Origin of the sequence: Catenulispora sp. GAS73 (genome assembly GCF_041262085.1) — a bacterium.
In the GTDB taxonomy this organism is placed as follows: Bacteria; Actinomycetota; Actinomycetes; order Streptomycetales; family Catenulisporaceae; genus Catenulispora.
Map to the genome: position 1 here is coordinate 40,212 of NZ_JBGCCM010000005.1, position 13,067 is coordinate 53,278.

Below are 13,067 nucleotides of genomic sequence, written 5' to 3' on the forward strand. Positions count from 1 at the left end.
TCAGCCCTCCGGATGTTCGATACCTGCCAGACCGAGCCGCCGGCGCAGCTGCCGGGGCGTCACGGAGACGTCGGTGAGCCGTTCGACGGCGGCCCGGTTCACGGCCGCCCGGACCAGGCGCTCACGCCGGGACGCGTCCGCCACGGCGGCGTGCGGGCCGCCGAGGGTGCGGATGCGGGCGTCCAGGCGTGCGGCGAGCAGTTCCCGCTCTGCGCGCGCTCGTGTCGCCAACCTCCTCACCTCCAGTACTACAGCCTCGTCGAATCCGGTCCGGCCCGCTTGTCCGATATTGCCGAATTCCTCCGTGTCCGCCGATTCGTCTGCGGATTCGTCCGCCGCCGCACGCCGACTGTCGCCTAGTTCGCCTAGTTCGCCTAGTTCGCCGAGCTCCAGCAGCTCCAGCGCATGCGCGGCGACCGTGATCGACTGGTTCTTGATGGTGGCCAGATTGAAGGCGAACGCGCCGGTCCGACCGTTGCGCACGATCTCGTCGCCCTCCCGCGGCACGCCGGCGGCGAAGACCGGGCCGATCGGCTCGCCGTCGCGTCCGAGCAGCCTGCCGTGGGCGTCCACCTCCACGCCGCGGCCTGTTCGCCGGTGCGGGACCGCGAGTCCCTTCGCCTGCAGATTGCGCCACAGCGGCTGGGTCACGCGGCCGTAGTCCGGCTCACGGGCGAAGTTGGAGACGACCAAATCGGCTTCGATCACTTGAGGGTCCTGAGATTCCGGCGGCCGGGCGACGACGACGGCCAACCGCCCCGACTCGCTCGGAGCGATCGCCTCGACCCGGCCGACAACCAGCCGCAACCGCCCGTCCGAGGGAAGCATCGCGTGTTCGATGACTGACATCGTGTACTCCACCGCGCACACGCGCAGCGCGGAGATCGCCGTACCGAACTCGTCGAGCAGGCTGCGCAGTTCGGCAGACGGGATCTGCTCGATCACCTCGGGACAGTACGGCTCCCACGCCTTGGCCACCCGCTCCGTAACCACCGCCGGGTCGATGTCAGGATGGTCCCGGGCAACCACCGCACACGCCGCGTCCCACTCCGACCGCAGCCGGGCCAGGAACTCGTCCCGGTCGCGGTACGGCTTCAGCAGCTCGCGCGGGCACGGGAGCCGGACCACGTCGTGCTCGTGGTCGTCGGGGTACGTCCGGAATATGGTCCCACTCCCGGAGATCAGATGGATGGTTCCGGTGTGGCCTTGGCGCAGCAGCAGAGCGGCCGAGTCATACGCGCTCAGCACGGATCCGACGATCACCACGGTGGCCTCCGGCGCGAGGCCCGCGAGCGTGCGGACACCGGCCGCGGAGTACGGATCACGCACGAAGGACGCGTGGCCGAGCACGTCGGCGGCGAAGGCTGGTTCGCGCAACTCCAGTCCCGTCGCCAGGACCACCTCGTCGAACCACAGAACCTCCTCGGCCCCCGACCTGGCCCCGTACCCCCGCACCGTCACCGCGACCCCATCCGCCCCCACGTCCAGATCAACGGCCTCACCATCGACCTCCACCAACACGACACCAACAAGAGCCTCCCGCCTGGCTTGCTCCAGCCGCTCGGCCAGGTAGTCCTGAAAGATCCGCCGAGGCGCAGGCCCCTGCTCCACGAACTCGAAGTCCGACCACGGCACCGGCCAGCCACTCCGATCGGCCTCCCCGTTCGCCCAACGCACGAAGTCGAGCACGTCCTCCCGGAACGCCGACATCCGCCCCGCCTGAACGTTGAAGACGTGGTCCCAGGGATTGCCGTCGCGATGGTAGGCAACCCCGGCACACCGGTAGTCAGCACGCCGTTCGAGCAGCACCACCTCCAGCGGACCGCGAGCAAAGCACAGAAGCCGAATCGCGGTGGCGGTCCCCGCCAGCCCGGCACCAACGACGAGGATTCTCGGGCGAACAGCAGTCTGGATCATTGGCAGGACCCTCTAGTACGGCGACGACCCGGCACCGTTGGCCCGACCGGATGCGTTCGCTGCTGACGCGGACTCGTGAATCAGGGTACTGATTACCAATCATACCGTCGTCGAGTGTCCGCACCGAACGCCCCGACGGACGACGCCGTCCGCCGGATCCTCCGGACCACGCGGGTGTTGGTTCTGGGTCCCTCGCCGCGTCGGCGGGCTCTGCCAACCTGCCCGGTTTGGCGGTGTCAAGCCGAACGAGGCTGGACCACAGCAACAGCGATGCGGCTTGATTCCGCCAAACCGGGCTGGTTCCGTCTACGGCGACGACGCGGCGAGGGACCCAGAACCCGGCGACCACAAGCAACACCGCCACCAAGCAGCGCAACGCAGGCAACAGCGTGAAGGCAAGCCGACCAGTCGCGGGCCGCCGCCAAACAGCCCGACGCGCGGGTCGCCCCCTCGCTGTAGAGCGCCCGCCGGAGGCCTCAAGGCGCCCACCACGCACGACGATTGCCGCCTACGCAACGTGTGCGCAGTGACTCGGACCGCCGCGCGATCGTGGACACGAAAACCGCCACCCGCCAACGCAACCCAGTGCGCGAGTCGGGCGTGGCGGCATTTTGTTAGGGAATTGTCGCCCCTTATACACAGATATAGCACGCCCCGCCGACACCGACACCAACACCGCCAGCCGCCAGCCGCCAGCCGCCAACGCACCACACTCAGACCTGAACCACCGCGCGGTCGTGCTCGCGCATACCGCCGGCCGCCAGCGCGAAACGAGTCGCTCAACCAAACTGCGTCCCCCCGCGAGGTCACCAACCCCTGCGCAAAGCCGTAAAAATCGCCCGCAACCCACAGCCCAACCGCACCCACCCCCGGAAAAGCCAAGAACCCCCTCAACCACCCCTCAACCACCCAGCTCAGCCGCAGCCCCAGCCAACAGCAAATCAAGCGCCGCCGAATAAGCACTCTCATTCATCCGACCAACCAGCAACGGAACCGCAGCCGCGATATGCGGATACCTCGCACCCGGCAGCCGCGCATACGTAGCCTGCCACTGCCGCTCATCCGCCTCCCGCGCCTCCAGCGGCAGCGCCAACGACGCCGCGTCCAGCGCCGCGAAGGCCAGCGTCTGGTCGATGAACGCGTGGTAGATCCGCGCGGCTGCCTCCCCCTGGAATCCCGCCCCATACAAGATCCCAAGAATCGTCTCGTCCGCCGCGATCTCATTCGAACGACCCGACACCCGGTTCGCGGTCAGCTGCGCGGCCTGCGGATGCGCCAGGTACGCGCCATGGATGGCGGTCCCGAGCGCACGCAGGTCCGACCGCCAGCGCCCGGTCGGCTCCCACCCGGACAGCGCCTGGTGGATCAGCTCGTCGGCGATCGCCAGGACCAGGTCGTCCATGCCGGCGAAGTACCGGTAGACGGTACTCGGGTCCGCGCCGAGCGCCAGGCCGAGGCGGCGCGCGGACAGCCCCTCGGCGCCGTGTTCGGCCAGCATCCGCAGCGCCGTCGCGACGATCAGCTCGTGCGTCAGCACCGTCCCGGCCTTGGTGGGGCGGCGCCGACGCCGCGCGGTCTCGGAGGTCACCGGTTTCGGAGGCATGGCGGCAGCGTAGCGCCTTACGCCAACACCATTGACGTTAGCGCACGGCCAGAGGTTCGATCCCGTCATGCGAATCCTCCTCGTGGGCGCCGGTGGCGTCGGCACCGCCGTGACCCGTATCGCCGCCCGCCGCTCCTTCTTCGAGCACTTCGTGGTCGCCGACTACGACCCCACGCGCGCCGCGGCGGCGGTAGCAGCCGTAGCAGCCGTAGCCACTCCCAGCGACGGCACCAACGACGGCGCCACCGGCACCGCCACCGCCACCGCCACCGGCCCCACCGACCCCCGCTTCGTCGCGACCCAAGTCGACGCCTCCGACCGAGACGCCGTCCACGCCCTCCTCACCGACCACCGCTGCGACGTGCTCCTCAACGCCACCGACCCGCGCTTCGTCCTCCCGCTGTTCGACGCCGCCCTCGCCGCCGGCGCCGACTACCTGGACATGGCGATGTCGCTGTCCCACCCGCACCCCGACCGCCCCTACGAGCAGTGCGGCGAAAAGCTCGGCGACGCCCAGTTCGCCCGCGCCGGCGAGTGGGAGAAGGCCGGAGCCCTGGCCCTGGTCGGGATCGGTGTCGAGCCGGGCCTGTCCGACGTCTTCGCCCGCTACGCCGCCGACGAGCTCTTCGACGAGATCGACGAGATCGGCATCCGCGACGGCGCGAACCTGACCGTCGAGGGCTACGACTTCGCGCCGTCGTTCAGCATCTGGACCACGATCGAGGAATGCCTGAACCCGCCGGTCGTCTACGAACGCGACCGAGGCTGGTTCACCACCGCCCCGTTCAGCGAACCGGAGGTGTTCGACTTCCCCGAAGGCATCGGCCCGGTGGAATGCGTGAACGTCGAGCACGAAGAAGTGCTGCTGGTCCCCCGCTGGGTCGACGCGAAGCGCGTGACCTTCAAATACGGGCTCGGCGACGACTTCATCAGCAAGCTGAAGACCCTGCACGAAGTCGGCCTGGACCGCACCGAACCCCTCGTCGTCCCCAGCGACCGCGGCCCCGCGGCGGTGTCCCCGCGCGACGTCGTCGCCGCCGCGCTGCCGGACCCGGCCACCCTCGGCGACCGCATGCGCGGCAAGACCTGCGCGGGCACCTGGGTGACCGGTACCAAGGACGGCGCGCGCCGCGAGGTCTACCTGTACCACGTGGTCGACAACGAGTGGTCGATGCGCGAGTACGGCTCGCAGGCCGTGGTCTGGCAGACCGCGATCAACCCGGTGGTGGCGCTGGAGCTGCTGGCGACCGGGGTGTGGAGCGGGGCCGGAGTGCTCGGCCCGGAGGCCTTCGCGCCGCAGCCGTTCCTGGATCTGTTGGTGGAGTACGGCTCTCCGTGGGGGATCCGCGAGGAAGCGTAGGGAGTTCCAGCAGGCTCATAGAAGGGGTCGCGCCGTTCTTCAGTACTTGTCTAGCGAAAGCCCAGGCGGGGCCGCGAAATCTGCCCTGAACGGTCGCCCCGCCTGGCGCCGCCCGGCATAAGGATCTACCTTGTGCGCTGTGACCGAGGCAGCTTCCGCACCCCGAACTGTGATCCTCACGGTCGACGACGATCCGGGCGTGTCCCGCGCCGTCGCCCGGGATCTGCGCCACCGCTACGGCAGCGATTACCGGATCGTGCGAGCGGAATCCGGCGCCGCGGCGCTCGACGCGTTGCAGGAGCTCAAGCTGCGCGGGGACCTGGTGGCACTGCTGATCGCCGACCACCGGATGCCGGAGATGAACGGCGTGGAGTTCCTGGAACGGGGCCTCGACGTCTTCCCCGCCGCCCGCAGCATCCTGCTGACCGCCTACGCCGACACCGACGCCGCCATCGACGCGATCAACATCGTCGACCTCGACCATTACCTGCTCAAGCCCTGGGACCCGCCGGAGACGAAGCTCTACCCGGTGGTCGACAGCCTGCTCGACTCCTGGCTCGCCGAGGACCACCGCGCCGTGCTGGAGACCCGCATCGTCGGCCACCGCTGGTCGGCGCGCTCCACGCAGGTGCGCGAGTTCCTGGCCCGCAACCAGGTCCCCTTCCGCTGGTACGCCTCCGACGAGCCGGAGGGCCGGCGCCTGCTGCTGGCCGCCGGCCAGGACCCGGACGCGACCGGCGCGGACGCGCCGCGGCTGCCGCTGGTGATCGCGCCGGACGGCGAGACCCTGCTCGAACCGGACGACCAGGAACTCGCCGACCACGTCGGCCTGCGGACGACGCCGGCCGGGGAGTTCTACGACCTCATCGTCGTCGGCGGCGGTCCGGCGGGCCTGAGCGCCTCGGTCTACGGCGCGTCCGAAGGACTGCGGACGGTCCTCGTCGAGCGCCTGGCGACCGGCGGGCAGGCCGGGCAGAGCTCGCGGATCGAGAACTACCTCGGGTTCCCCAACGGCGTCTCCGGCGCGCAGCTGACCGGCCGCGCGCGGCGCCAGGCGGCGAAGTTCGGTGCCGAGATCCTGACCGCGCGCGAAGTCTCCGGCCTGGAGATGTGCGGCTCCTCGCGCCTGGTGCGGTTCGCGGACGGGACGGCGATCGGCGCGCACACGGTCATCCTGGCGATGGGTGTGGAGTACCGGCGGCTGGAGGCGCCCGGGATCGACGAGCTCACCGGCAAGGGCATTTCCTACGGTTCGTCGCTGTCCGAAGCGCTGAACTGCGAGGGCCGGGACGTCTTCATCGTCGGCGGGGCGAACTCGGCCGGGCAGGCGGCGGTGTACCTGTCGCGGTTCGCCAAGTCGGTGACGTTGGTGGTCCGCGCCGAGTCGCTGGAAGCTTCGATGTCGTACTACCTGATCCAGCAGATCGCGCAGATCCCGACGATCGTCGTGCGGTCCGAGACCGAGGTCGTCGCGGCACACGGCGACGAGCACCTGGAGCGGCTGACGCTTCGGAACTCGGCCACCGGCACGACCGAGGACGTGGACGCGCAGTGGCTGTTCGTGTTCATCGGCGCCGCTCCGACGACCGAGTGGCTCGACGGGGTCGTGGACCGGGACCGGCGCGGGTTCGTGCTCACCGGGCCGGACATCGCCGCGGGGGGTGCGGCGATCAAGGGCTGGACGCTGGAGCGGGCGCCTTATCTGCTGGAGACGAACGTGCCGGGGGTGTTCGCGATCGGGGACGTGCGGTCGGAGTCGACCAAGCGGGTCGCTTCGGCGGTGGGAGAGGGTGCGATGGCGGTCATGCTCGTGCACCGGTACGTGGAGAAGCTGTGAGCACCGCGGAGCAGGCGCACGAGCCGGAGCCGGAGCAGGAGCCGGCTCGCGCCGTGGGCTCGGGCGGCGGCGTGCCGCGCTCGTGCAGCGTCGAGGAACTGCGCACCCTGTTCCTGTTCGAGAAGCTCGACGAGGAGCAGCTGACCTGGCTGTGCGAGCACGGCACCGTCGAGGCGTTCGAGCCCGGCCAGGTGTATGCCGAGGGCGATCCGGCACAGTGGTTCTACGTGCTGCTTGAGGGGACCGTCGTGCTGTCGCGCCGGGTCGGGGCCGACGACGTCGAAGTGACGCGGACGTCGCAGGTAGGCGTCTACAGCGGCGCGTTCCAGGCCTACCTCGGCGACCGGGTGCAGCAGATCTATCGGAACTCGTTGTCGGTGACGGTTCCGTCGCGGTTCTTCGTGGTGTCCGCGGAGCTGTTCTCGACGCTGATGCACGAGTGGTTCCCGATGGCGGTGCACCTGTTGGAGGGGCTGTTCTTCGGGACGCAGATCCAGCAGCAGATCGTCGGCGGTCGGGAGCGGCTGCTCGCGCTCGGCGCGTTGTCCGCCGGTCTGACGCACGAGCTGAACAATCCGGCCGGCGCCGCGCTGCGCGCCGCCTCCGCGCTGCGGGAGGGCGTGGTCGGCGCGCGGGCCGATCTGGGCGCGATCGCGGCGCACGGACAGCGGGCTCCGAGCCTGGAGACGCTGGTGTCGGTGTTGGATCGTGCGACCGAGGCGGCCGCACAGGGGAAGGCGACGGCACTCGGCCTCGGTCCGTTGGCGATCTCCGATCGCGAGGACGCGATGGCCGACTGGCTCGACGACCGGGGCGTCGAGGACGGCTGGCAGCTCGCGCCGACGTTCGTGCAGGCCGGGCTTGAGGCCGAGGCGCTGGACCGGATCGCCGAGGGCGTGGACGACGGCGTGCTGCCGGCCGTGCTGTCGTGGCTGGCTCGGAGCTTGGAGACCGAGGGGCTGACGGCCGAGATCGAGGAGGCGACGCACCGCGTCTCGGACCTGGTCGGGGCGGCGAAGCAGTACTCGCAGCTGGACCGTGCCTCGCAGCAGGAGGTGGACGTCCACGAGCTGCTGGACAGCACCGTGACGATGCTCGCGGGGAAGATCCCGCCTGAGGTGCACGTCGTGAAGGACTACGGCACGGGCCTGCCGAAGGTCCCGGCGTATCCGGCGGAGCTGAACCAGGTGTGGACGAACCTGATCGACAACGCGGTCGCGGCGATGGCCGACGGCGGCACGTTGACGATCAGCACCAGCCTGGACCGGCAGCAGCTGGTGGTCGAGTTCCGGGACACCGGGCCCGGCGTGCCCGACGATATCAAGGAGCGGATCTTCGAGCCCTTCTTCACCACGAAGCCGGTGGGGAAGGGGACGGGGCTGGGGCTGGACATCTCATGGCGGATCGTGGTCAGCAGGCACCACGGCGATCTGAGTGTTGAGTCGGTGCCGGGGGACACGCGGTTCCGGGTTCGGCTGCCGGCGCGGTGGAACGGTGATGGGCAGCCGGCAGCGGGGTCTTAGAGCGATCTCGGCGCGAACACCTCGGCGAGTAGCCCGGCTCCGGCTTCGGGGGCGCGGACTTCGAGATGCAAGTTTGGTCCGTCGAGGTGAAGGCGGAAGTCGAAGAAGGCGCAGCATTGCTGCTCGGCGGCGGCCAGGGCGGCGATGGCTGCGGCGCGTTCGGACGAGACCGTCAACCGCAGACCGTCGGGAATCGCTGTGCGGGTCGCGCCGGTGAGGGCTTCGCGCCATTGGTCCGCGCGCTCGCGCAGGTCGGCGCCGGACAGGGTGCACGCCACAGGGGCCTGGCGCCAGCGCTCGACCTCGGCATTCGCAGCGTGCCGGTCGGTGAATAACGGCACAGGCACGCTCGTCGAACCATGCCCCGGCGAGGGCGTCGCGGCCGAAGCGAGGAAGCCGCACTGCGGGCCGCAGGGCTCGTCGCGATCCGGCAGCGCCTCCAGGTGTGCGAGGGCCCCGCGCAGCGTCGCGCTGAAGGCGGCTAGCTCCGCCGCGCGCTGCTCGGTCTCGGCCAGGCGGTGTGCGATCCGGGGTTGCAGGTCGGCCTTGACCTGCGCGCAGGCCCCGGACTCCCACACCGCCAGCAGCTCGGCGATCTCCTCCAGCGGCAGCCCCAGGTGCTTCGCGGCGTCGATGAGCCCCAGGCGGCGCACCGCGTCCTCGCCGTAGATCCGGTAGCCGGCATCCGTGCGGTCGGCGGGCAGGAGGCCGGAGGTTTCGTAGAAGCGCAGCGTGGTGGCCGGGACGCCGGTGCGCTCGGCCAGCTGGGAGATCCGCATCGTGCTCATACCTGGACGGTAGACCTTCGAGTCGACTCGAAGGTCAAGCCCGGGTACTGGTGGGCGGTCAGCAGAGTTCCGGGGCTGCTCAGGACCCCGAGGGAAGCGCCGGAAGTCCCGCGCTCTGGAACACCTGCTTCAACACCGCCGGGTCCGAGCCGGCCAGCGACGACCCGTCCTTCGACGCCAGCCAGAAGTTGTTCGGCAGCGACAGGGTCTTGCCGTCGAGCATCAACGTCGGCGTCCCCTGCAGCCGCAGCGAGTTGAAATCCGACCAGTTCTGCTGGACCAGGCCCTTGTAGGTGCCGGCGGTGACGCAGGCCTCGAACGCCGGCGTGTCCAGGCCCGGGACCTGCTTGGCCAGCGAGATCAGCGTCGCGGTGCTGCTGTAGGCGTCGGTGCTCTCGTTCGGCTGGTGGGCGAAGAGCACGTCGTGGTACTCGTCGAACTTCCCGGCGGTCGCGGCGCACACCGAGGCGCTGCCGGACTGCAGGGAGCCGCTGCCGTTGTCCTTGGCGTCGATCAGGGGCACCGGGTGGAAGAGCACGCGGAGTGTGCCGTTGGCCACATAGGTCTTGTAGACGGATGCCGAGCCCGTCTCCAGCGCCTTGCAGTAGGGGCAGCGGAAGTCCTCGAAGATGGTCAGGGTGTGCGGGGCCGACGCGGGGCCGTAGAACAGAGCGGTCGCCGTGTTCGCGGGGTTCGCGTACTTGTCGGCGACGACGGAGCCGTCGGTCGGCGGGGTGTAGGCCCGCGGTTTGGCGGAGTTCGAACCCACCGCGATCCCGACGCTGACGCCGACACAGATCCCGATCACCACCACTACCACTCCGAGTACGCCCAGCCTGCGGCGCTGCATGCTCTTGCGCTGCTGGGCCGCACGCTCGGCGGCGACCCGCACGCGTGCGGACTTCTCGTCCCGAACACCCTGATCGCTCATAGCCCCATCCCCACCCACACGCACGTCGAAGAATCCTGATCGGCAACGCCCCCGGGATCTGACCACCGGAGGACGGTGGCGTCAAGCCGGTGCGGATGTGGCGCACAAGCCACAGGCCCCGCCTTGCCCGCCTCCAAGCCGCTCGCTACGGTGACCATGCCGTGGTGCTCGGGAAGACCGGTGGAAAACCGGAGCGGCCCTCGCCACTGTGATCGGGAATGCACCGGCTCCATGCCGGCCGTGCGAGTGTGGCGCGGCGGCGGCCACTGGGCGCGTGACGCGCCTGGGAAGGCGGGGCCGGGGCGTCGACCCGTCAGCCAGGAGACCGGCCACGGCACCGAACATCGACCATCCACGAGGTGCTGGAGGCGAGCCGCGTGAGCGTGCCTGCGAATCGTTCTGTCCGAGCTGTCCAAGATTCGTCCGCGGGGCCGGTGCGCTGGTTGCGTGGCGACTGGCTGCGGTTCGGCGGGTTGCTGGCGGTGATCCTGGCGATGCACGTGGCCGCGTTCGGGATCCTGGCCGGGCTGGTCGCGCCGCACCACTACACGGTCGGTAACCAGGTCTTCGGCTTCGGCCTCGGCATCACCGCCTACACCCTCGGCATGCGCCACGCGTTCGACGCCGACCACATAGCCGCGATCGACAACACCACGCGCAAGCTGATGGCCGACGGCAAGCGGCCGGTGTCGGTCGGGTTCTGGTTCGCGCTCGGGCACTCGACCATCGTCGTGGTGCTGGCTGCCGGGATCGCCGCCGGGGCGCGGCAGGCCACGAACCTCACCGACGACAAATCCGGCACGCGCCAGTCCCTCGGCGTGGTGTCGACGACCGCCTCCGGCACGTTCCTGTACCTGATCGGGATCCTGAACCTGGTCGCGCTGATCGGGATCTACAAGGTCTACAAGGCGATGCGGCGTGGTGAGTACGACGAGGCCGCGTTGACGGCGCAGCTTGACAAGCGCGGCTTCATGAACCGGATCCTGGGCCGGCTCACCAAGTCCATCACCCGGCCCGGCCAGATGTACCCGGTGGGGCTGCTGTTCGGCATCGGCTTCGACACCGCGACCGAGGTGCTGCTGCTCGCGCTGGCCGGCTCCAGCGCCGCCGCCGGCCTGCCCTGGTACGCGATCCTGTGCCTGCCGCTGCTGTTCACCGCGGGCATGACCCTGTTCGACACCCTCGACGGCACCTTCATGAACTTCGCCTACCACTGGGCCTTCTCCAACCCGATCCGCAAGGTCTACTACAACCTCACGATCACCGGCCTGTCGGTGGCCGTCGCGCTGGTCATCGGCAGCGTCGAGCTGATCGGGGTGGTCCACGACCAGTTCGGGTTCGTCAACCCGGTCACCGACTGGATCGCGAACCTGAACCTGAACAACGTCGGGTTCGTGATCGTCGGCGCGTTCGTGGCCGTGTGGGCGGCGGCGATCGCGTATTGGAAGATCGCGCGGGTCGAACGGAGGTGGAACGCCGCCGGCGAGGAGGGCTAGAGGGCTATTCGACGGTGACCTGAATGCTGTGATAGCCCGTGGCGCCGTCGGGAAGCGTGTCCTGAATCACCGGTGTTTGCAGCGTCCCGGTGCCGTCGGTGCAACGGACGGTCAGGATGTGCTGGCCCGGCGTCGCATGCCACGGGTACGACCACTGACGCCAGGTGTCCGGGGTGTCGGCGGTGGCCAGGTCCGCGGGCGCCCACGGGCCCTTGTCGACCTGCACCTCGACGCCGTCCACGCCGCGGTGGGTGGCCCAGGCGACGCCGGCGACGACGATGGTGCCGGTGCCGGCGCGCACGGTCGCCCCGTTTCCGGGGACGTCGATACGGGAGGCGGTCTTCACCGGGGCCTGCTGCGCCCAGCCCTCGCCCACCCAGAATGCGGCGTTCTTGGCGAAGGTGGTGAGTTCGAGGTCGACGACCCACTTGGTCGCCGAGACGTAGCCGTAGAGGCCCGGGACCAGCATCCGGCACGGGAAGCCGTGCTCGACCGGCAGCGTCTGGCCGTTCATCGCCACCGCGAGCATCGCCTGGCGGCCGTCGAGCACCGCCTCCACCGGGGTGCCGATGGTCATGCCGTCGAAGGACGTGGACAGGATCTGGTCGGCTCCGGCCTGGACGCCGGCCTGGCGCAACAGCGGGGCCAGCGGCGCGCCGAGCCATCGGGCGTTCCCGCAGTAGGGGCCGCCGATCGTGTTCGAGACGCAGGTCAGGGTGAGATCGTGCTCTTCGAGCGGCATCCTGAGCAGCTCCGCGAAGCTCACCGTGAACGGGCGGTCCACCATGCCGTGGATCCGCAGCATCCACTCCTTCGGGTCGACCTGCGGGACGGTCAGGGCCGTGTCGACGCGGTAGAACTGGGCGTTCGGGGTGAAGAAGGGTTCCAGGTCGGGGACATCCGGGTGGACTGAGGGGGGAAGCAGGGGCAGCGGTGTGGCTGCCTCGGGCAGGACGACGGCGGCGCGCGCCGGGGCGACGTTGTAGCGGGAGTTGAGCCACGCACGGCTGCCGAAGCCGCCGATCAGGGCGCCGGCTCCGGTACCGAGCAACGTCACGAGGAAGCGGCGGCGTTCGTCGGGGTCGGCGGCCGGGCCGGAGACGCCCGGTTGCAGACTCCAGAGGGTGAGTTGGCGCAGCACGATGACAGTGGCCGCACCGGCCAGCAACGCGGGGAACCAGGAGCCGAACCCGACGACCGGCCGGGTGACGGCCGCGATCAGCCCGAGCAGCCCGAAGGCGGCGGCCAGGCCGGTCCCGACGTGCGGGTACCGACGGGCCACGATCCCGGTAATCACCGAAGCGACACCGATCGTGATGTAGACGCCGGTGAGCAGGGCGGTCTTGTCGTGCGTGCCGAAGTTCCGGATCGCCGCCTCTTTGAGCCACGCCGGGCTCAGCTCGATGGCCCACTCCCCGACCGCGACGACCGGTGCCTTCGGGCCGCCGGCCCCGAACGCGGCGGACAGCGCGGCACCGAATTCGCCCACTGCGACGCCCGCGGCCGCGGCGAGCAGCCCGATCAGCCCGCCGGTCAGCGCGCCGACCGGGCCGCCGACCAGCCAGGCGGCGCGTCGGCGTTCGGTGCCGGGCTCAGCAGATTCCGCCATCGG

The 13,067-nt window shown here is 70.1% G+C and carries 9 protein-coding genes and 1 riboswitch; of the genes, 4 read left to right on the forward strand and 5 right to left on the reverse strand.

Annotated elements, in window-relative coordinates; all coding sequences use genetic code 11:
* Both ABH935_RS08865 and ABH935_RS08870 read right to left on the reverse strand, forming a co-directional pair.
* The gene (locus ABH935_RS08865; protein ID WP_370377321.1) at positions 1–1,917 is read right to left on the reverse strand and encodes an FAD/NAD(P)-binding protein; all 1,917 of its coding nucleotides are present in this window, start codon (positions 1,915–1,917) and stop codon (positions 1–3) included.
* Positions 1,918–2,818: 901 nt separating this feature from the next.
* Positions 2,819–3,520 (reverse strand): TetR/AcrR family transcriptional regulator, encoded by a 702-nt coding sequence (locus tag ABH935_RS08870; RefSeq protein WP_370377322.1) that lies wholly within the window; start codon positions 3,518–3,520, stop codon positions 2,819–2,821.
* A 67-nt stretch (positions 3,521–3,587) separates the two neighbouring features.
* Between ABH935_RS08870 and ABH935_RS08875 the strand changes: the two genes are divergently transcribed.
* From ABH935_RS08875 to ABH935_RS08885, 3 genes are all read left to right on the forward strand, one after another.
* A complete protein-coding gene (locus tag ABH935_RS08875; protein ID WP_370377323.1) occupies positions 3,588–4,880 on the forward strand; it encodes a saccharopine dehydrogenase family protein in 1,293 nt (430 codons plus the stop codon).
* A gap of 139 nt (positions 4,881–5,019) precedes the next feature.
* Positions 5,020–6,717, forward strand: a complete 1,698-nt coding sequence (locus ABH935_RS08880) for an FAD-dependent oxidoreductase (protein ID WP_370377324.1) — start codon at positions 5,020–5,022, stop codon at positions 6,715–6,717.
* A 53-nt stretch (positions 6,718–6,770) separates the two neighbouring features.
* Positions 6,771–8,240, forward strand: coding sequence for an ATP-binding protein (locus tag ABH935_RS08885; protein ID WP_370377611.1), 1,470 nt, complete (start codon positions 6,771–6,773; stop codon positions 8,238–8,240).
* On the opposite strand, the gene ABH935_RS08890 is transcribed toward ABH935_RS08885, so the two are convergent.
* Together ABH935_RS08890 and ABH935_RS08895 are read right to left on the reverse strand one after the other, a co-directional pair.
* A complete protein-coding gene (locus ABH935_RS08890; protein ID WP_370377325.1) occupies positions 8,237–9,028 on the reverse strand; it encodes a MerR family transcriptional regulator in 792 nt (263 codons plus the stop codon). The genes ABH935_RS08885 and ABH935_RS08890 overlap by 4 nt on opposite strands.
* A 79-nt stretch (positions 9,029–9,107) precedes the next feature.
* Positions 9,108–9,959, reverse strand: coding sequence for a DsbA family protein (locus ABH935_RS08895; protein ID WP_370377326.1), 852 nt, complete (start codon positions 9,957–9,959; stop codon positions 9,108–9,110).
* Between the two features lie 145 nt (positions 9,960–10,104).
* Positions 10,105–10,308: riboswitch (cobalamin riboswitch) on the forward strand.
* Positions 10,309–10,393: 85 nt separating this feature from the next.
* Between ABH935_RS08895 and ABH935_RS08900 the strand changes: the two genes are divergently transcribed.
* Positions 10,394–11,455 carry a HoxN/HupN/NixA family nickel/cobalt transporter gene (locus tag ABH935_RS08900; protein ID WP_370377327.1) on the forward strand — a complete coding sequence of 354 codons (1,062 nt, stop codon included), beginning with the start codon at positions 10,394–10,396 and terminating at the stop codon, positions 11,453–11,455.
* Positions 11,456–11,459: 4 nt separating this feature from the next.
* Here the strand turns inward: ABH935_RS08900 and ABH935_RS08905 are convergent, their stop codons facing one another.
* Entirely contained in the window at positions 11,460–13,064 is a 1,605-nt protein-coding gene (locus ABH935_RS08905) for a molybdopterin-dependent oxidoreductase (protein WP_370377328.1), read from the reverse strand.
* Positions 13,065–13,067: the final 3 nt, after the last annotated feature.